Origin of the sequence: Candidatus Pelagibacter sp. (assembly GCF_965262185.1) — a bacterium.
In the GTDB taxonomy this organism is placed as follows: domain Bacteria; phylum Pseudomonadota; class Alphaproteobacteria; order Pelagibacterales; family Pelagibacteraceae; genus Pelagibacter.
In genome coordinates this window covers 1418590-1437356 of the sequence record NZ_OZ253498.1, presented here as the reverse complement: position 1 = coordinate 1437356, position 18767 = coordinate 1418590, and the positions used below count along the sequence as shown (strand labels likewise).

The window sequence follows — 18767 nt, the reverse complement described above, 5'->3', positions numbered from 1 at the left end:
CTTTATTCAACTGTGACTGATTTAGCTAAATTCCTTGGCTTATCTATATCATAACCCATTTTTAAAGCAGAATAATAAGCAAGTTTTTGAAGTGGAATTGTTAATAGAAATGGTAACAAATCATCATTTGTATTTTCAACTTCAATAGTTTCCCAAATATTCTCTGAAACAATTTCATCTTTGCTTTTATTTGTAATTAAAAGAACTTTGGCTCCTCTTGCTATTACTTCCTGCATATTAGAAATTGTTTTTTTATAATAACTGTCTCTAGGTGCCAAAACTACTACTGGCATTCCTTCCTCTATTAAAGCAAGTGGTCCATGTTTCATTTCACCTGCTGGATAACCCTCTGCATGAACATAAGATAATTCTTTTAATTTTAATGCTCCTTCCAAAGCTATTGGGAAAGAGAAACCTCTTCCAAGAAACATAGATCCTTTAGCTTCAGTGAATGTTGAAGAGATGGCTTGAATATCGTTGTCTATCAATAAAGTTTTTTCTATCAAATTTGGTAAATTTTTTAGATCTTTAATTTTTTCTTGGTAATCTTTTTTATCGATCTGATTAGATAAAGATCCAATTTTTAAAGCTAAAATATATAAAACAAGTATTTGACCTAAAAAAGCTTTAGTAGAGGCAACACCTATTTCAGGCCCACAATGTATTGGTAATACAAAATTTGAATCTCTTGCAATAGAACTTTCAATTACATTAACTACAGCACATGTTTTCATATTATTTTTGTTACAAAGATCCAAGGCCGCATAAGTATCTGCAGTTTCGCCCGATTGGGAAACAAAAATATATAAACTATCCTTTTTAAATCTATTTTTTCTGTATCTAAACTCAGAAGCTACATCGATATTAACATTTAGTGCTGTTAATTCTTCAAACCAATATTTAGCCATTAAACATGAGTGATAAGCAGTTCCACAACCAATTAAAGTAACTGATTTAATTTCATTGATTTTCCATGGAAAATTGAAAATGTTTATCTCACTATTTACATTATCTAAATATTCTTTAATTCCAGTTTTTACTGTTACAGGCTGCTCCTCTATTTCTTTAGCCATAAAGTGTTTAAAGTCACCTTTGTCATAATTTGACTCGTTAGATGATAATTCTAAAATTTTTTTATTAATTTTTTTACCCTCTTCATTATAAAAATAAACTTGATCTTTTTTAACAATACAAAACTCCCCATCATCAAGATAAGTAATTTTATTTGTCATGGATTTTAAAGCATATGAGTCTGAGCCTAAGTAATTTTCATTAGGTCCATAACCAACTGCTAATGGTGAACCTCTTCTTGCACCTACAATTAAATCTGAAATATCTTTAAAAATTATACCTAATGCAAAACTTCCATGAAGCTGTTTTAAAGTTTTGGTTATAGCCTCTTCCAGTTCCATGGTTTTTAAATTTTCTGTAATTAAATGAACTATGACCTCAGTATCAGTCTGAGATTTAAAAGCATGGCCTTTATTAATTAAGTGTTTTTTTAAAATTGTTGAATTCTCTATTATTCCATTATGGACTACAGATACTTTCTCTGAAGAATGTGGATGAGCATTAATACTATTTGGTACACCGTGAGTAGCCCATCTGACATGACCTATTCCTATATTTCCTTTTAAAGATTTTAGATCAAAGTTTTGTTCTAAATTATCAACTCTTCCCTCAGATTTAACTTCATTAATTTCACCATCAAATAAAGTTGCAACTCCAGCAGAGTCATAACCTCTATATTCAAGTTTTTTTAGAGAATTTATAATATTTGCAGAAACAGATTTATTACTAGATATTCCTATAATTCCACACATAATTTATTTTGTCTTTCTTTTATAATTTTTAATTTCCACTTGTACAGATCTAGTTAACGCTAAAGATTTTTTTTTAACATTCTTTGTTATTACAGATCCTGCACCAACAATACTTTCTTTATCAATTTTTATAGGAGCTACTAGAGATGAATTTGATCCTATGAATACTTTATCTTTAATTATTGTCTTACTTTTTTTTACACCATCATAATTACAGGTAATTGTTCCAGCACCTACATTTACCATCTTACCAATATCACTATCTCCAACATATGATAAATGATTAATTTTTGATTTGTTTCCAACAGTTGATTTTTTAATCTCTACAAAATTACCTACTTTTGAACCTTCTTTAAGAATTGTGTCTGGTCTAATTCTTGCATAAGGACCTATCTCAACTTTATTTTCTACCTTACACGATTCTAGATGTGAAAAAGATTTAATAACAACATTGTTTCCTATTTTAACTTTTGAACCAATTATTACATAAGGTTCAATTGTGACTCCTTTTCCAATCTTGGTATCATTTGAAAAAAAAATAGTTTCTGGACCAATCATTTTTACTCCAGACTTTAAAAATTTATTTCTAAGTTTATTTTGATTATTTTGCTTCTTTGAGTGTTTCATCTGGATTTTCTTTACATTAAGTATATATCTAAATTAATTCACAAATTATTTCTTTAAAATACTTTTGATATGAAACAAAAATTTACAGTATTGTTTGATTTAGATGGAACATTGGTTGATACGGCACCAGATTTAATGCTTGCTCACAATCATGTAATGAAAAAATTTGGGTACCCAACTAAGTCTCTAGATGATTTAAAAAGTTCAGTTGGAAAAGGTGCTGGTGCTATGATTGGTAGATCAATATGGAGCCAAGCAAAAAAAGAATTAACTACTATTAATGAAAAAGTTAAAAGTGATATGACAGATGAGTTCATATCTTATTATGGGAAAAACATCCTAAGAGAAAGTGTTTTAATTAACGGCACAAAAGATTTTTTAAATTGGTGCAAAAATGAAAATATCTCTATGGCTGTATGTACTAACAAAACTGAACATCTTGCTGTTGATCTTTTAAAGAAAATTGGAATTTATGATTATTTTGAATACGTAGCAGGATACAATACTTTTGATTATTGTAAGCCTGATCCAAGACATTTAACTACAGTTATAGAAATTTTAGATGGTGATTTAAAAAAATCTATTATGATTGGAGATAGTGAAACAGATGCTAATTCTGCAAAAGCAGCGGAGATTCCAATGATATTGCTTGAGGATGGATACACTGAAAAAAAAACTGATGAAATACACCATAATCACCTAATAAAAGATTTTGTTGGTATCGAAAAAATCATATCTGAATATCTTTAATATTGATTAATTTATTTTAGCTATTAAAACAAAATTACTTATAAGGAGTTATTTTGTTACTACATACTGTAAAAGTTTTTCCATCTAAAATTCATTTACCTAAGAAAAAACAACTTGCCTGGAAAATTGCAGAAATTGCAAGTGATAATGCTAAACTCAACAATGAAGCAGTTGAAATGGTTATCAATAGAATTATTGATAATGCTTCAGTTGCTATTGCTTCTTTAAATAGGAGACCAGTAGTTTCATCTAGAGAAATGGCCATAAAGCATTCTAGAAAAAATGGAGCAACTCTTTTTGGTGTTAATTCAAAATTAAAATTTGATTGTGAATGGGCAGCTTGGTCAAATGGAACTGCTGTAAGAGAACTTGATTTTCATGATACTTTTTTAGCCGCAGATTACAGTCATCCAGGTGATAACATCCCCCCACTATTAAGTGTAGCCCAACAAAATAAAAAAAGTGGTTTAGATCTATTAAGAGGAATTATTACAGCATATGAAGTTCAGGTGAATTTAGTTAAAGGTATTTGTTTACATAAACATAAAGTAGATCATATTGCACACCTTGGACCAAGTGTTGCTGCTGGTTTAGGATCGATGTTAAAGCTAAACACAGAAACAATTTATCAAGCAGTTCAACAAGCGCTACACACAACTATTTCAACAAGACAATCAAGAAAAGGAGAAATTTCTAGTTGGAAAGCATACGCACCTGCACATGCAGGGAAACTAGCAATAGAAGCTGTAGATAGAGTTATGAGAGGTGAAGGTGCTCCAAGTCCTATTTATGAAGGAGAAGACAGTGTAATAGCAAGAATTCTTGATGGTAAAAAAGCAAAGTATAAGGTTCCATTACCTAAAAAAGGAGAAAGTAAAAAAGCTATATTAGAAACTTATACAAAAGAATATTCTGCAGAGTATCAATCTCAGGCTTTAATAGATCTTGCAAAGAAATTAAAAACTAAAATACCAAATTTAAACCAAATTAAAAAAATAGATATTTATACAAGTCATCATACACATTATGTAATTGGAACAGGTGCAAATGATCCACAAAAAATGGATCCAAATGCAAGTAGAGAAACATTGGATCACTCTATCATGTATATTTTTGCAGTTGCCTTAGAAGATGGGAATTGGCATCATGTAAAATCTTATACAAAATCAAGAGCTAATAGAAAAAGTACTATTAAGATATGGAATTCAATAACAACCTATGAAGATAAAAAATGGACAAAAAAATATCATGATCCAGATCCAAAAAAGAAATCTTTTGGAGCAAAAGTTATTGTTACATTGAACAATAGGAAAAAAATAACTGAAGAACTAGATAGAGCTGATGCTCACCCATATGGGGCAAGACCATTTAAAAGAGAGAATTATATAAATAAGTTTTTAACTCTAACAGATGGTATTTTAGATAAAAAAGAAAGTGATCGTTTTTTAAAAAATGTTCAGAATTTAAGAAACTTAAAAGCTGGTCAATTAGATAAATTAAATATTGAGATTAAAAAAAGTAAGTTAAAAAGAAATTTTAAAAAAGGAATTTTTTAATGCATTTTGTGGAAAAAGAACCAAGTCAAAAAAGAATTGATTTTGACCAAAAACTTAAATCAAATAAAATTCTAAGAGTTCCTGGAGCTTACAATCCTCTAACAGCAAAACTGATTGAAGAAATTGGTTATGATGCAGTTTACGTATCAGGAGGTGTTATGGCTAATGATCTTGGTTTTCCTGATATTGGTTTGACTACACTTCAAGATGTGAGTACCAGATCTTATTTAATTTCTAGGGTAACAAATCTTCCAACAATTGTTGATATAGATACAGGATTTAAATCTTGCAAAGAAACTATAGAAACTTTTGAGGAATTTGGATTAACTGGTGTTCATTTAGAGGACCAAATTGAAAGAAAAAGATGCGGACATCTTGATAATAAAGAGCTTATTTCAACAGAGGCTATGGTTTCAAAAATAAAAGAATGTGTAGCTGCAAAAAAAGATCAAAATTTTAAAATTATAGCTCGATCAGATGCAAAAAGTGTTGAGGGAATAGATAAAATGATTGAAAGATGTAAAGCGTATATTGATGCTGGAGCAGAAATTATTTTTCCTGAAGCGCTTCAAGATGAAAATGATTTTGAAAAAGTAAGAAAAGAACTTTCATGTTATTTGTTGGCTAATATGACTGAATTCGGTAAATCAAAGCTATTTAACTATAAAGAGTTAGAAAACCTTGGTTATAATATTGTAATATACCCAGTAACCACACAAAGATTAGCAATGAAAAACGTTGAAGATGGATTAAGAGACATTTATACAAATGGACATCAAAATAATGTAATAGATAAGATGCAAACGAGAAAAAGATTGTATGAATTGGTAGAATACGAGAAATACAATTCTTTGGATGAAAAAATTTATAATTTTAGTACAGAAGGACATGAATAATGAGTGATGATATTAAAAAAGGTTTGCTTGGAATTGTTGTAGATGAAACTGAAGTTTCAAAAGTTATGCCAGAAATTAACTCTCTAACTTATAGAGGGTATGCGGCTCAGGATTTATGTGAATACTGTAGATTTGAAGAAGTTGCCTATTTAATTTTAAATAAAGACTTACCTAATACTATTCAATTAAGACAATTTGAAAAAGAAGAGAGAAATAATAGAGAGCTTACTAAAAATTTATATGAAATTATAAAACACATGCCAAAAAAATCTCATCCAATGGATGTTGCAAGAACAGCTGTTAGTGTGATGGGATTAGAAGATAAAGAAACATCAAATTCTTCACCAGAAGCTAATATGCGAAAAGCATTAAGAATTTTTGCAAAAACACCTACGGCTCTTGCTGCCTTTTACAGAATTAGAAGAGGTAAAAAAATAATTAAACCTAAAAAAAATTTAACTTTTGCAGAAAACTTTTTCTACATGTGTTTTGGAAAAGTTCCTCAAAAAGAAATTGTTAAAGCATTTGATGTTTCTTTAATCTTGTATGCTGAACATAGTTTTAATGTTTCAACTTTTACTGCTAGAACAATTACAAGTAGTTTATCTGATATTCATGGAGCGATCACAGGTGCAATTGCTAGTTTGAAAGGTCCATTACATGGTGGTGCAAATGAAGAAGTGATGCATATGATGAATAAAATTAAAAAACCTGAGAATGCGTTAAAATGGATTAACAATGCTCTTAAAAATAAAGAAGTAGTTATGGGCTTTGGTCATAGAGTTTATAAATCAGGAGACTCTAGAGTTCCAACCATGAGAAATTATTTTGGTAAAGTTGCTAAACTTAAAAAAGATAAAAAATTTGAAAAAATATACGACATTGTTGAAAAAGTTATGATCAAAAAGAAGAATATCCACCCTAACGTGGACTACCCTACTGGTCCGATGTACCATTTAATGGGATTTGATACTGATTTTTTCACACCCATATTTGTTATTTCAAGAATTACCGGTTGGTCAGCACATATTATGGAACAACATGCTGCCAACAAGCTTATTCGACCACTTGCTAAATATAAAGGTAGCAAGCATCGAAAAGTAATGGAATTAAATTACAGATAATACAATTATATTTATTAGCTAAATGCTTCTGCCCAAGTTCCTTGAGTTGATGCTTTAGAATATTCTGTAGCTCTACCTTCAAAGAAGTTCATGTGCTCTACAGCATTTAACATTGTATCTAACCAAGTTAATGGATTTTTATCAATATCATAGATCGCTTCTAATCCTAATTGATCTAATCTTCTATTTGCAATAAAACGAATATATTTTTTAATATCATCTGCTGTCAAACCTTCCATTGGGCCCATTTGAAAAGCTAAATCTATAAAAGCATCTTCATGCTCAATGATTGTTCTGCATGCTTCATAAATTTCTTTTTTCAATTGTGGTGTCCATGTTTCTGGGTTTTCTTTAATGAAATCTTTAAATAATCTAATCATCGAATTGCAATGCAATGTTTCGTCTCTCACCGACCAAGTAACAATCTGACCCATCCCTTTCATTTTGTTGTGTCTTGGGAAGTTTAACAAAATTGCAAAACTTGCAAATAATTGAAGTCCTTCTGTGAAAGCACTAAATACAGCAATTGTTTTTGCAATATCATGATTTGATTTAACATCAAAACCTTGCATATAATCGTATTTATCTTTCATTTCTTTATATTTCATGAATGCTGAATACTCAGACTCTGGCATACCAATTGTGTCTAATAAATGTGAATAAGCTGCAATGTGAACTGTTTCCATTGAAGCAAAAGAAGACATCATCATTAATACTTCAGTTGGCTTAAATACATTCATGTAATGTCTTATGTAACAGTTGCTCACTTCAACATCTGCTTGTGTAAAAAATCTAAAAATTTGCGTTAAAAGATTTTTTTCTGAAGTTGAAAGATTTTTCTGCCAATCTCTAACATCATCTCCAAGTGGAACTTCTTCGGGCAACCAATGTATTCTTTGTTGTGTTAACCATGCATCATAGCACCATGGATATCTAAAAGGTTTGTAAACTGGATTTGCAACAAGCAATCCATTATTATTTTTTTGTGGTTGAATAATTTCTGACTTAACTTTTTCTGCTACTGACATGATAAACACTCCTCGTACTCTGGTTCGCTATTTTCGGTTGATTTATTTTTATATACATTGGCCATGATGTCTGTTGACTTAGAGTCGTTAACATTCTCAGCTCTTTGAATTGATTTTGATCTACAATAGTAAAGGCTCTTTAAACCTTTCTTCCACGCTTCAAAATGAATTTTATGTAATTCTTTTTTATGAACATCTGCAGGTAAAAATAGATTAACTGATTGAGCTTGCGAAATAAAAGGAGTTCTGTCTCCGCTCAATTCAATTATCCAGCTTTGATTAAGTTCAAATGCAGTTTTGAAAACATCTTTTTCTAAATCACTTAAAAAATCTAAATGAATAACTGAACCTTGGTTAGTAGTAATACTTGACCATGTTTCTTCATCATTTTTACCATGACTTTCAAGTATTTCTTCAAGATATCTGTTTCTCACATTAAACGAACCAGATAAAGTTTTGTGAGTATAGCTGTTTGCTGCAATAGGCTCTACACCTGGGGAAGCTCCTCCACAAATAATTGAAATTGATGCTGTTGGTGCAATGGCAGTTTTATTAGAAAATCTCTCTTGATAACCATATTCAGCAGCATCAGGACATGCTCCTCTTTCTTCAGCTAAATCTTTAGAGGCTTGATTAACTTTTTCATGAATGTTTTTAAATATTTTTTTATTCCATGATTTTGCCATAACAGACTCAAGTGGAATTCTATTTTTCTGTAAGAAAGAATGGAAGCCCATCACACCTAAACCAACACTTCTCTCTCTTTCAGCAGAGTATTTAGCATCTTTAAATTGTTCAGGAGCTTTGTTAATAAAATCAGATAACACATTATCTAAAAATCTCATTACATCATTAATCATATCTGGATCATCTTTCCACTCATCATATTTTTCTAAATTTAAAGATGATAAACAACATACCGCTGTTCTGTCTCTTCCATCTTTATCGATACCTGTAGGAAGAGTTATTTCACTACATAAGTTAGAAGTTTTAACGGTAAGATTTGCTAACTTATGATGCTGAGGAATTTGTCGGTTAACTGTATCTATATAAATTATATAAGGTTCACCTGTTTCAATTCTAGCAGTTAATAATCTTATCCATAAATTTCTTGCAGAAATAGTTTGTTGCACAGTTCCATCTGCTGGACTTTTTAATGCCCACTGTTCATCTGTTTCAACTGCTCTCATGAAAGCATCTGAAACCAAAACGCCATGATGTAAATTTAATGCTTTTCTATTTGGATCTCCTCCAGTTGGTCTTCTCATTTCAATAAACTCTTCTATCTCAGGATGATCAATAGGAAGATAACAAGCGGCAGAACCTCTTCTTAATGAACCTTGGCTAATTGCCATTGTTAAAGAGTCCATTACTTTAATAAAAGGAATAATTCCTGAAGTTTTTCCAACTCTTCCAATTTTTTCCCCAATAGATCTTAGGTTGCCCCAGTAGCTTCCGATTCCGCCACCCTTTGCGGCAAGCCAGACATTCTCACTCCAAAGATCTAAAATTCCACCTAAGCTATCAGATGCCTCATTTAGAAAACATGAAATCGGTAATCCTCTTTTAGTTCCACCATTTGATAAAACTGGTGTTGCTGGCATAAACCAAAGGTTGCTTATATAATTATAAATTCTTTGTGCATGTAAATTGTCATCAGCATAAGTACTTGCTACTCTAGCAAATAAATCTTGATAAGATTCGTTTAAACCTAGATACCTATCTTTTAAAGTTGCTTTACCAAAATCTGTAAGTTTCGAATCTTTAGAACGATCAATTTTAATAATGATACCTTTGTCGTTTTGAAATAATTCTGTTTCATTATTTAAAGAAAAAAGATCAGGCTTATTTGCTTTTGAAACTTCTTTAACCTCTGGGCTATATTCGGAGACAGCTTTTTTGAGTGCTTGAGAGAGAATTTGGTTCATAATGTTTATAATATAATTTGTTATTTAGGCGAAAACAACTATATGTTGTAGGCGCTTTGATTAAATATACTAAATAAATGTTTAATCAATAGAACATTTATAGAACGCGTCAATATGATTATCAATAAAAAAATAAAATTTTTTTAAAGAAATTAACATAAAAAGAGTAAGTAGTGGATAAATGAGCGAAAATTTAAAAATAGATCCTTATGGTTTTAGAGAATATGACGCCCGTTGGTTGTATGAGAAAGACATAAATTCAGCTGGGATAGAGAATCTCGGTAAAGGACTTGGGACACAAATAAGAAATCACACTAAAAAAGAAAATCCAAGAATTATAGTTGGTCATGATTACCGATCTTACAGTAAGGAAATAAAAACTTCACTTAAGAAAGGATTAAAATCAACAGGATGTCATATAGAAGATATTGGCTTATCATTATCTCCAATGGTTTATTTTGCGCAATTTAATTTAGAAGCGGATGCAGTTGCTATGGTTACAGCAAGTCATAATGAAAATGGTTGGACTGGTGTAAAAATGGGCATCAAAAAAGGCTTAACTCATGCGCCAGAAGAAATGAAAGAATTAAAAGAAATTACATTAAATGAAAAATTTTCAAAAGGTGATGGAAATGAAAAAGAAATAAAAGATTTCGATAAAATTTATAAAAATGATCTGATTAATAAAAATAAAATAAATAAAAAAATTAAAGCTGTAGTTGCTTGTGGCAATGGGACTGCAGGTGTTTTTGCACCAGATATTTTAAGAGGTATTGGGTGTGAGGTAATCGAGTTAGATTGTAACTTAGATTGGAACTTTCCTAAATATAATCCTAATCCAGAAGATTTGGAAATGCTTCATGAAATAGCTAAAGTGGTTAAAGAAAATAATGCTGATATAGGTTTTGGCTTTGATGGTGATGGAGATCGAGTTGGTGTTATTGACAATGAAGGTAACGAAATATTCTCTGATAAAATTGGTTTACTAATAGCAAGAAACTTATCTACTAAACACAAAAATTCTAAATTTGTTGTAGATGTAAAATCAACAGGTTTGTACTCAAAAGATAAAATTTTATTAGAAAACAATTGTGAAACAATTTATTGGAAAACAGGTCATTCCCATATTAAACGTAAGGTTAACACTGAAAACGCATTAGCAGGATTTGAAAAAAGTGGTCACTTCTTTTTCAATCAACCTTTAGGATATGGTTACGACGATGGAATAAATTCAGCCATTCATGTCTGTCATTTATTAGATAATGAAAATAAAAAAATGAGTGAAATAATTAATGAATTACCAAATACTTTTCAAACACCAACAATGGCTCCCTTCTGTAAAGATGAAGAAAAATATCAAGTAGTTGAAAATTTAGTTAAAAAAGTAGAACAATTAAAAAATAATAAAACCAAAATTGATGATCAAATAATAACTGAGGTTCTTACGGTTAATGGTATAAGATTTTCTTTTGAAGATGGATCTTGGGGACTAATAAGAGCATCATCCAATAAACCTTCATTAGTGATTGTAACTGAAAGTCCAACCTCAGATAATAGAAAGAAGAAAATCTTTGATTTTATTGACGATTTACTTCAAAAAACTGGGAAAATAGGCGAATACGATCAAAAAATATAGTACTTAATAAAGTTAATTTTCAACTAATAAGTGTTCATAAAACTGCAAAGAATCATTTAAAAAATAGATGAGGTGATAGAGGGAGACTAAAGTCACCTCTTTTTATTTTAGAGCTTTCCTTAATTTATCTACCATTATTTTTAGAGCTGTTTTTGAGTAATTTTTTCCTTTAACAACCCATACAGATAATGGCCATGAACTATCTTTTTTACTTCTAGCAATAATATGTATATGCAACTGAGGAACAATATTTCCAATTTTTTCTAAATTGAGCTTCGAAGTTTTAAATAATTTTTTCATTACTTTACTTGCATAAACAATTTCCTTCATTAGCAGGGTTTGATCTTTAGAATTAAGATCGCTCATATCAGTAATCTTATTTCTTTTGGGAATTAGAATTATCCATGGAAATTTAGAATTATCGTTTAGCCTAATTGTGCATAATTTAAGATCAATAAGATGATGTGAAGTCTTTAAAAATTTCCTATCTAATTTGAACGACATTTTATAATTTTATGTACTCGTAGAAAAACTTAATTGCTACGATTAGCAAAAAAATACCAAGTAATTTACTAATTTTATTTTTATCTATTCTGTGAGCTGTTCTTGCACCTAATCTTGCCATAAAAGTTGTAATCGGAATAAAGATTAAAAAAGCTGGAACATTTAAAAATCCAATACTAAAAGGTAAATTTGTTTTTAAATAACTTCCTGAAATAAAAAAACCTGAGGCACCAAATAATGCAATTAAAAAACCAATTGCTGCAGCACTACCAATTGCTTTATTAATTGAATAACCAAAAAATTTAAGGATTGGTACATTCATAACAGCACCACCTATACCTGTTATAGCTGAAATAAATCCAACAATCGCACCAAATATGATTTTTAAATACAATTTCATTTCAGATATTACATTTTGTTCTTTTTCTTTTATCGTAAGTAAATAAATTCCTAATAAGAAAATTACTATTGCAAAAAAAAGTACTAATGATTTTGTTTTGAAAGTTGCAGCAAATATTGTTCCCAAAACAACTCCTGCAACTACAAAAAAACCATAGCTTTTAACTACATTGAAATCGACTGAATTAAATTTATGATGGGTTAAAACTGAAACTATTGATGTTGGAATTATTATTGCAAAAGAAGTTCCTACCGCTAAGTGCATTATATAAGCTTGATCAATTCCAAGTTTGCCAAATATGTAATAAAGAAACGGAACAGTTATTAAACCACCGCCGATACCAAAAAGGCCAGCTACAAATCCAACTGGAATTGCAGTCAAAACCATTAATAAAACTATATAGATATATTCATTTGCTAAGATTGAACTAAGCAGATCGACCTTCTCTCATATCAACGTTGTTGTATTTAATTTTATCCATTATGTGATCAATTTTTTTTACATCAGCATCTCGCACACACATATTTTCACTTAAATATCTTTTCCAATGACTGGCACCAGATTGACCGTGAAATAAACCCAAAGTGTGTCTCATGATTTGATTTAATCTAGTTCCTTTTTTTAGCTCATCTTTTACGTAAGGAATTAACTGTTCAATAACGTCTTGCCTACTAGGGATATCATCATTATTAAAAATTTCTCTCTCAATATCTGCTAACAAATAAGGTGTATGATAAGCAGCTCTTCCAATCATAACACCATCTGTTTTTTCTAAATGAGGTTTAATTTGATCAACAGAGGTTATTCCTCCATTGATTATTATTTCATCATTTGGAAAATCTTCTTTTAACTTATAAACAAATTCATATTTTAAAGGTGGAATATTTAGATTTTGTTTGGGTGTAAACTTACCAAGCATAGCCTTTCTTGCATGAATAATAAAAGTTTTAATACCTGTGGATTTCAGAGTAGAAATGAAATTATGTAAGTTTTCATAATCTTCGACATTGTCATATCCAATTCTAGTTTTTATAGTTACAGGTAATTTAGTTTTTGATTGCATTTCAGTTAAACAATCTACAACTAAGTTTGGTTCTTTCATTAAACAAGCACCAAATCTATTTTTCTCTACTTTTCTACTTGGGCATCCTAAATTTAAATTAATTTCGTCGTAGCCAAAGTCTTCTCCAACTTTTGTTGCCTCCGCAAGTAACTTGGGTGAAGATCCACCCAATTGAAGTGCTACTGGCTTTTCATTGATATTGAATTCTAGTAATTTTTTTTTATCACCTCTATTGATTGCTTCATCGACAACCATTTCAGTATAAAGAAGTATATTTTTGGATATTAGTCTTAAAAAATATCTTTCATGACGATCTGTACAATCCATCATAGGAGCAACTGATACTAACCTATTCATAAACTAAGACTTTATATTATTTTTTTATGAGTTTGAAGCTTCTGGATCTTCAGAAGCAACATCTGCTTCTTGATTTTCTGATTCTGAAACTTCATCTAATGAAACTTCACCTTGTTCATTCATAGTTTCTTGGCCAACTGAAGCGTCAACTTCAGGTGTAGCTGTTTCAGATAATTCTGCTAAATCTTCTTTAGATACTTGAATTTTTTCTGGAGTTTTTCTTGCTCTTTTAGATGGTAAAATTGGAGTTCCACTTTTTGAAATTTCTCCTTTGTAAAGATTTTCAAAATCATCACCTATATCTTCATCATCTTCTACACCATCATCAACTTGTTCAACGTGTTTTCTAAGTTTATAAACAGCACTTTCAGTTAAATCTGATACTTTGATTTTTTCTTCAGCAATTTCTCTTAAAGATATAACTGTATTTTTGTCATTATCCCTATCTATTGTTGGTTCTAAACCAGCATTAAGTTGAGTAGCTCTCTCTTTAGCTACTAAAACTAATTCATAAGGACTTTCTACTTTATCTATACAGTCTTCTACGGTAACTCTAGCCATGGCCGGTTGTTTATACCTGGGGCTCAAAAAAATCAAGCGTTTTCTAAATATAAATAGGATTTAGCTTCTTTCTTGTTAAAAATAATAGAGCTAAAGACGAGAATATATAAATCGCAGAAACAATAGCAATTTTTTCAATTGAAAAACCAATGTCAATTAAAACACCAAATAAAGCCGTTCCAAATGCTGTAGAAAATACCATTAAAGCAGTAGTTAAAGCTTTAATTGATCCAATATGTTTCACTCCATAAATTTCAGCCCAAGTAGCTGAACCTAATACATTGGCAAATCCGTTGGAAATACCAATCAATCCAAGAAACACAAATGCTGTGAAAGATGAATCAAATAAAATAATTACAAAAGTAGAGATCAATAATGGAATATTCATATAAATTAATAGTTTTCTACTACTAAATTTATCTATTAATGGACCTGCTAATAATAATGTTGAAACAGTGAATATAGAATAAGACATAAATGATTGTGCAATAGTAAATTCACCCCAACCTTTAGAGCTTGTTATAAAAGATTGGTAAACAAAAACTCCTGTTGCAATCCATGGCATAGCAAGCATGTTTGAACTAATTATATAAAACCTATAATCTTTTAATACTTCAAGTCTTGTCCACTGCTTAATACTTTTATCTTCTTGCTTTTGGTTATTGTCATTTTCTCTTGAGTCTAAACTTAAGTTTTTAATTAATAAATAAGAAGCTAATGGTAAAAATAAAATTACAATAATTGAAATTGTTAACCAAATATTTTGCCAAGTATATAAAGTTAACAAATAAACAATTAAAACAGGTAAAATAAATTCACCACAAGATAATCCAAACCATCCTGCGCTAAGAGCTTTGCCTCTTGATTTAGTAAAGTATCTTGAAATTGTTGTGCTTGCTGTATGAGACATCATTCCTTGACCTGAAAATCTCATTAAAAATATTGCAGCAAATAAAAATGGTATTGAATATATTTTAGAAAAGAAAAAACACGAAAAGGCTAAAAGCGGAATTACAAATAAAGAAAATTTAAATACATTTACATCATCAATTTTTTTTCCTAACCATATAAAAAGAATACTACTAAATAATGTTGCTGAGGCATAAATTGAGCCAAATTGTCCATGAGTAATCGATAAAGTATCTCTTATACTTGAATTAAAAAGTCCAAGAAAAAAACTCTGTCCAAAACTAGAAAAAAATGTAAAAATAAATCCAAATACAATTACTTTTAAACTTAAACTTTTAAACATAGAAAAAAATTATGACTTGTAATGTTGCTTTCATAGGTCTTGGGGTTATGGGCTACCCAATGGCTGGTTATATATCAAAAGCCGGACACAATGTAACTGTTTTTAATAGAACAAAATCTAAAGCTGAAAAATGGATTGGTGAATACAAAGGTAAAATGGCTGATACTCCTGCTAAGGCAGCAGAAGGTGCAGATTTTATTTTTACATGTGTGGGTAACGATAATGATTTAAGAGAAGTAGCTACAGGAGAAAATGGATTATTTAACACAGCAAAAGCTGGATCAATATTTATTGATAACTCTACTGTATCTGCAGAAGTATCCAGAGAATTGTATAAAGCTGCAAAAGATAAAGGTTTTGATTTTTTAGATGCACCTATATCTGGAGGTCAATCTGGTGCTGAAGGTGGAATACTTACTGTTATGGTTGGTGGTGATGAAGAAGTTTTTAAAAAAGCAGAACCAGTAATTGATTGTTACAGTAAAAAAGTAAAATTAATTGGATCTTGTGGAAGTGGACAGCTTACTAAAATGATGAACCAGATGTGTATAGCTGGAGCAGTTCAAGGTTTATCAGAGGCAATTAACTTTGGAATAAATGCAGGTTTAGATATGGACAAAGTAATGGAAACTATATCTAAAGGTGCAGCACAGTCCTGGCAGATGGAAAATAGATATCGAACTATGACTGATGATAAGTTTGATTATGGATTTGCTATTGATTGGATGAGAAAAGATTTAAAAATTGCAATTGAAGAAGCAAAAAGAAATGGTTCACCTGTGCCAATTACAGAAATCATAGATGGTTACTATGCTGAAGTACAAGAAATGGGTGGTAATCGTTGGGATAGCTCTGCACTTATTGCTAGATTAAAAAAGAAAAAATAATTTGTGACTGATACTGTTCCTTATTATGAGGACTTTGTAGAGATCAAAAAGAAAATTTGGTCTATGTTGGATAATGCTGTCAAAGACAGAAGCTCGCCTTTTAGAATACCTGTATTTATATGTGGTAACCAATCTGATTTAGATGGTAGAATTGTAGTTCTTCGAAAATCAGATCAATCTAATAATTTAGTTCAGTATCATAGTGATATTCGCTCAGATAAAATTGAAAAATTAAAATCAAACAAAAATGCAGCGATGTTATTTTATGATAAAGATGAAAAAATTCAGGTTAGACTGAAAGTAGAGTGTACTATTAATCATAATAACAAAGTAACTAAAGAATCTTGGTCAAAAACCCAACACATATCAAGAAAATGTTATTTAGTTGATAATGGACCAGGAACTGAGTCTGATACTCCTACATCTGGACTGAAACCTGAGCTTGATAACTTTGATTACACTAAAGAACAAAGTGAAGAAGGTTACAAAAACTTTACGGTTATACAGTGCAAAATAAAATCAATAGAATGGTTATATTTAGCCGCTAAAGGTCATCGAAGAGCAAAATTTGATTTAGAAAATAATAAAGATAACTGGCTAGTACCTTAAATTCCTTTCACAATTATATTGCTTCCTTCAGAGTTTTGAAGACGTATGTCTTTAACTGGCTTATATTCATCAGAGTGATACCATTCTAAAGCTTTTTCATATGATGGAAATTTAATGATTACTAATCTTGGAAAATTATCTTCACCCTCTACTACTTGGTATTCACCATTTCTAACTAGATATTCTCCACCAAATTTTTTTACAACCTCTGTAACTTTAGCTACATATTCTTTATAGTTTTCTGGATTTGTTACTTTTAATTGAGCTATAACGTAACCTGCTGACATAATTATCTCCCTATTTTAATTGTTCTACTCATTATTCCAAAGCCAAGCTGCCCCTCTCACTCCACTTGAATCACCATGTAAATTTTTTAATACTTTAGTTTCTACTTTATTTGAAAAAGTATACTTGGGTATCAAAGTTGGAATATTTTTATAAAACCGATCAATATTTGACATTCCTCCACCAAGAATTATTGCATCAGGATCAAAAATTCCTATCATTACAGCCATTAATCTTGCCATTCTATCTTCATACAAACCCAATTCTAAATTAGCTCTTGGATCCTTTTCTAAATCAAGTTTAACAATTTCTTCTGAAGTAAAATTAGTATCATATTTTTGATTGAACCTATCTTTAAAACCAATGCCAGACATAAATTGTTCTGCGCACAAAGGTCTGCCACAGTTATTTGAAGGACAACTTATTTTTATTTCTTGTTCCTCTTTAGTTGGATAAGGCAATGGTTGATGTCCCCAATCCCCTGCAATTTGATTTGATCCCTCAATAATTGATTTATTGTAAGATAATCCACCCCCAAAACCTGTACCAATAATTATTCCAAAGATAGATTTATAATCTTTTCCAGCTCCATCTACAGCTTCAGACAATGTAAAACAATTTGCATCATTCATTAATCTTACTTCTCTATTTAAAGCTAATTCTAAATCTTTTTTAAAAGGTTTGTCATTTAACCAAAGAGAATTTGCGTTAGTAATTATTCCAGTTTGTCTTGAAGAAAATCCAGGGATACCAATACCAACAGAACATACTTCTTTACTAATTTTATCAAATTCATCCACAAGCTTTTTTACAGTTTCAATTCCTGATAAATAATTCCTTTCGTATGAATACCTTTTTCTTTCCAGCTGTTTGCCATCATGATCTAAAAGAATACCTTCAATTTTAGTACCTCCGTAATCAATCCCTATTTTAAATTTACTCTTCATAAATTTAACTTTTAAAAAATAGATTTAGAATATTTCTTCCAGTTATTTTGATAGTGTTTGGTATTTTCCTCTACTGCTTTTTTTTCTTCCTCAGTCACTTCTCTTACAATTTTTCCAGGCGATCCCACTACTAAAGAATTATCCGGTATGACTTTATTTTCAGTTATTAATGCTTTTGCTCCAATGATACAATTTTTTCCAATATTTGCCTTGTTCAAAATTACTGCTCCAATTCCAATTAAACTATTATCTCCAATGGTACATCCATGAAGCATCACTAAATGACCTACAGTAACATTTTTACCTACTTTTAATGGGCAGCCAGGATCTGTGTGTAAAACACTGCCATCTTGAATATTTGATCCCTCACCTATGTGAATATTTTCTATGTCGCCTCTTAAAACAGCATTAAACCAAATGCTTGTATTTTTCTCCAATGTAACATCTCCAATTATAGTTGCATTAGGAGCTACCCAATTTTCGCCAGAGTTTTTTGGTTTTTTATCTTTTAAATCATAAAACATAATTTATATA

General features: G+C 30.3%; 18 protein-coding genes and 1 pseudogene. 7 read left to right on the top strand and 12 right to left on the bottom strand.

Annotation, left to right across the window (positions count from 1 at the left end; genetic code table 11):
- Window positions 1-2: 2 nt before the first annotated feature.
- Both glmS and ACQY31_RS07790 read right to left on the bottom strand, forming a co-directional pair.
- A complete protein-coding gene (gene glmS, locus ACQY31_RS07795) occupies window positions 3-1823 on the bottom strand; it encodes a glutamine--fructose-6-phosphate transaminase (isomerizing) (RefSeq protein ID WP_428079918.1) in 1821 nt (606 codons plus the stop codon).
- 3 nt (window positions 1824-1826) lie between these two features.
- A complete protein-coding gene (locus ACQY31_RS07790; RefSeq protein WP_428079917.1) occupies window positions 1827-2450 on the bottom strand; it encodes a DapH/DapD/GlmU-related protein in 624 nt (207 codons plus the stop codon).
- A gap of 69 nt (window positions 2451-2519) precedes the next feature.
- Here ACQY31_RS07790 and ACQY31_RS07785 point away from each other — a divergent pair, with 69 nt between their 5' ends.
- The 4 genes from ACQY31_RS07785 to ACQY31_RS07770 are packed head-to-tail and all read left to right on the top strand — an operon-like array spanning window position 2520 to window position 6776.
- The gene (locus ACQY31_RS07785; RefSeq protein ID WP_428079916.1) at window positions 2520-3200 is read left to right on the top strand and encodes an HAD-IA family hydrolase; all 681 of its coding nucleotides are present in this window, start codon (window positions 2520-2522) and stop codon (window positions 3198-3200) included.
- Between the two features lie 53 nt (window positions 3201-3253).
- On the top strand, window positions 3254-4756 hold the full coding sequence (locus ACQY31_RS07780) for an MmgE/PrpD family protein (protein WP_428079915.1): 1503 nt from the start codon (window positions 3254-3256) through the stop codon (window positions 4754-4756).
- On the top strand, window positions 4756-5652 hold the full coding sequence (gene prpB / locus ACQY31_RS07775) for a methylisocitrate lyase (RefSeq protein ID WP_428079914.1): 897 nt from the start codon (window positions 4756-4758) through the stop codon (window positions 5650-5652). The genes ACQY31_RS07780 and prpB overlap by 1 nt, the downstream gene beginning before the upstream one ends.
- Complete coding sequence (locus ACQY31_RS07770; protein ID WP_428079913.1) at window positions 5652-6776, top strand: bifunctional 2-methylcitrate synthase/citrate synthase; 1125 nt, start codon at window positions 5652-5654, stop codon at window positions 6774-6776. Before prpB ends, ACQY31_RS07770 begins: the two co-directional genes overlap by 1 nt.
- 14 nt (window positions 6777-6790) lie before the next feature.
- On the opposite strand, the gene ACQY31_RS07765 is transcribed toward ACQY31_RS07770, so the two are convergent.
- Both ACQY31_RS07765 and ACQY31_RS07760 read right to left on the bottom strand, forming a co-directional pair.
- On the bottom strand, window positions 6791-7804 hold the full coding sequence (locus tag ACQY31_RS07765; RefSeq protein WP_428079912.1) for a ribonucleotide-diphosphate reductase subunit beta: 1014 nt from the start codon (window positions 7802-7804) through the stop codon (window positions 6791-6793).
- Complete coding sequence (locus ACQY31_RS07760; protein WP_428079911.1) at window positions 7795-9732, bottom strand: ribonucleoside-diphosphate reductase subunit alpha; 1938 nt, start codon at window positions 9730-9732, stop codon at window positions 7795-7797. The genes ACQY31_RS07765 and ACQY31_RS07760 overlap by 10 nt, the downstream gene beginning before the upstream one ends.
- Window positions 9733-9913: 181 nt before the next feature.
- On the opposite strand from ACQY31_RS07760, the gene ACQY31_RS07755 reads away from it, so the two are divergent.
- Complete coding sequence (locus ACQY31_RS07755; protein ID WP_428079910.1) at window positions 9914-11368, top strand: phosphomannomutase/phosphoglucomutase; 1455 nt, start codon at window positions 9914-9916, stop codon at window positions 11366-11368.
- A gap of 102 nt (window positions 11369-11470) precedes the next feature.
- Here the strand turns inward: ACQY31_RS07755 and ACQY31_RS07750 are convergent, their stop codons facing one another.
- The 5 genes and pseudogenes from ACQY31_RS07750 to ACQY31_RS07730 all read right to left on the bottom strand — a co-directional run bounded on the left by ACQY31_RS07750 (window position 11471) and on the right by ACQY31_RS07730 (window position 15505).
- Complete coding sequence (locus tag ACQY31_RS07750) at window positions 11471-11872, bottom strand: HIT domain-containing protein (protein ID WP_428079909.1); 402 nt, start codon at window positions 11870-11872, stop codon at window positions 11471-11473.
- Window position 11873: 1 nt separating this feature from the next.
- Window positions 11874-12659 (bottom strand): sulfite exporter TauE/SafE family protein, encoded by a 786-nt coding sequence (locus ACQY31_RS07745; protein ID WP_428079908.1) that lies wholly within the window; start codon window positions 12657-12659, stop codon window positions 11874-11876.
- Between the two features lie 40 nt (window positions 12660-12699).
- The gene (gene dusA, locus ACQY31_RS07740) at window positions 12700-13692 is read right to left on the bottom strand and encodes a tRNA dihydrouridine(20/20a) synthase DusA (protein ID WP_428079907.1); all 993 of its coding nucleotides are present in this window, start codon (window positions 13690-13692) and stop codon (window positions 12700-12702) included.
- A 180-nt stretch (window positions 13693-13872) separates the two neighbouring features.
- Window positions 13873-14253 (bottom strand): annotated as a pseudogene (gene rpoZ / locus ACQY31_RS07735) (DNA-directed RNA polymerase subunit omega); the annotation flags it as partial.
- A gap of 43 nt (window positions 14254-14296) precedes the next feature.
- Window positions 14297-15505, bottom strand: a complete 1209-nt coding sequence (locus ACQY31_RS07730) for an MFS transporter (protein ID WP_428079906.1) — start codon at window positions 15503-15505, stop codon at window positions 14297-14299.
- An 11-nt stretch (window positions 15506-15516) separates the two neighbouring features.
- On the opposite strand from ACQY31_RS07730, the gene ACQY31_RS07725 reads away from it, so the two are divergent.
- Together ACQY31_RS07725 and ACQY31_RS07720 are read left to right on the top strand one after the other, a co-directional pair.
- On the top strand, window positions 15517-16392 hold the full coding sequence (locus tag ACQY31_RS07725; RefSeq protein ID WP_428079905.1) for an NAD(P)-dependent oxidoreductase: 876 nt from the start codon (window positions 15517-15519) through the stop codon (window positions 16390-16392).
- A gap of 3 nt (window positions 16393-16395) precedes the next feature.
- Window positions 16396-17001 carry a flavin-binding protein gene (locus tag ACQY31_RS07720; protein WP_428079904.1) on the top strand — a complete coding sequence of 202 codons (606 nt, stop codon included), beginning with the start codon at window positions 16396-16398 and terminating at the stop codon, window positions 16999-17001.
- On the opposite strand, the gene ACQY31_RS07715 is transcribed toward ACQY31_RS07720, so the two are convergent.
- The 3 genes from ACQY31_RS07715 to ACQY31_RS07705 are packed head-to-tail and all read right to left on the bottom strand — an operon-like array spanning window position 16998 to window position 18757.
- Complete coding sequence (locus ACQY31_RS07715) at window positions 16998-17288, bottom strand: DUF1330 domain-containing protein (protein WP_262589034.1); 291 nt, start codon at window positions 17286-17288, stop codon at window positions 16998-17000. The two genes, ACQY31_RS07720 and ACQY31_RS07715, sit on opposite strands and share 4 nt — an antisense overlap.
- 24 nt (window positions 17289-17312) lie before the next feature.
- Complete coding sequence (locus tag ACQY31_RS07710) at window positions 17313-18233, bottom strand: ROK family protein (RefSeq protein WP_428079903.1); 921 nt, start codon at window positions 18231-18233, stop codon at window positions 17313-17315.
- Window positions 18234-18244: 11 nt separating this feature from the next.
- Entirely contained in the window at window positions 18245-18757 is a 513-nt protein-coding gene (locus tag ACQY31_RS07705; RefSeq protein ID WP_428079902.1) for a gamma carbonic anhydrase family protein, read from the bottom strand.
- Between the last annotated feature and the right edge of the window lie 10 nt (window positions 18758-18767).

What these genes read in the sequence shown, in the direction of transcription:
- glmS (WP_428079918.1), bottom strand. Translation starts at nt 1,823, where the DNA reads ATGTGTGGAATTATAGGAATATCTAGTAATAAATCTGTTTCTGCAAAT.
- ACQY31_RS07790 (WP_428079917.1), bottom strand. Translation starts at nt 2,450, where the DNA reads ATGAAACACTCAAAGAAGCAAAATAATCAAAATAAACTTAGAAATAAA.
- ACQY31_RS07785 (WP_428079916.1), top strand. Translation starts at nt 2,520, where the DNA reads ATGAAACAAAAATTTACAGTATTGTTTGATTTAGATGGAACATTGGTT.
- prpB (WP_428079914.1), top strand. Translation starts at nt 4,756, where the DNA reads ATGCATTTTGTGGAAAAAGAACCAAGTCAAAAAAGAATTGATTTTGAC.
- ACQY31_RS07770 (WP_428079913.1), top strand. Translation starts at nt 5,652, where the DNA reads ATGAGTGATGATATTAAAAAAGGTTTGCTTGGAATTGTTGTAGATGAA.
- ACQY31_RS07765 (WP_428079912.1), bottom strand. Translation starts at nt 7,804, where the DNA reads ATGTCAGTAGCAGAAAAAGTTAAGTCAGAAATTATTCAACCACAAAAA.
- ACQY31_RS07760 (WP_428079911.1), bottom strand. Translation starts at nt 9,732, where the DNA reads ATGAACCAAATTCTCTCTCAAGCACTCAAAAAAGCTGTCTCCGAATAT.
- ACQY31_RS07755 (WP_428079910.1), top strand. Translation starts at nt 9,914, where the DNA reads ATGAGCGAAAATTTAAAAATAGATCCTTATGGTTTTAGAGAATATGAC.
- ACQY31_RS07750 (WP_428079909.1), bottom strand. Translation starts at nt 11,872, where the DNA reads ATGTCGTTCAAATTAGATAGGAAATTTTTAAAGACTTCACATCATCTT.
- ACQY31_RS07745 (WP_428079908.1), bottom strand. Translation starts at nt 12,659, where the DNA reads ATGGTTTTGACTGCAATTCCAGTTGGATTTGTAGCTGGCCTTTTTGGT.
- dusA (WP_428079907.1), bottom strand. Translation starts at nt 13,692, where the DNA reads ATGAATAGGTTAGTATCAGTTGCTCCTATGATGGATTGTACAGATCGT.
- ACQY31_RS07730 (WP_428079906.1), bottom strand. Translation starts at nt 15,505, where the DNA reads ATGTTTAAAAGTTTAAGTTTAAAAGTAATTGTATTTGGATTTATTTTT.
- ACQY31_RS07725 (WP_428079905.1), top strand. Translation starts at nt 15,517, where the DNA reads ATGACTTGTAATGTTGCTTTCATAGGTCTTGGGGTTATGGGCTACCCA.
- ACQY31_RS07715 (WP_262589034.1), bottom strand. Translation starts at nt 17,288, where the DNA reads ATGTCAGCAGGTTACGTTATAGCTCAATTAAAAGTAACAAATCCAGAA.
- ACQY31_RS07710 (WP_428079903.1), bottom strand. Translation starts at nt 18,233, where the DNA reads ATGAAGAGTAAATTTAAAATAGGGATTGATTACGGAGGTACTAAAATT.
- ACQY31_RS07705 (WP_428079902.1), bottom strand. Translation starts at nt 18,757, where the DNA reads ATGTTTTATGATTTAAAAGATAAAAAACCAAAAAACTCTGGCGAAAAT.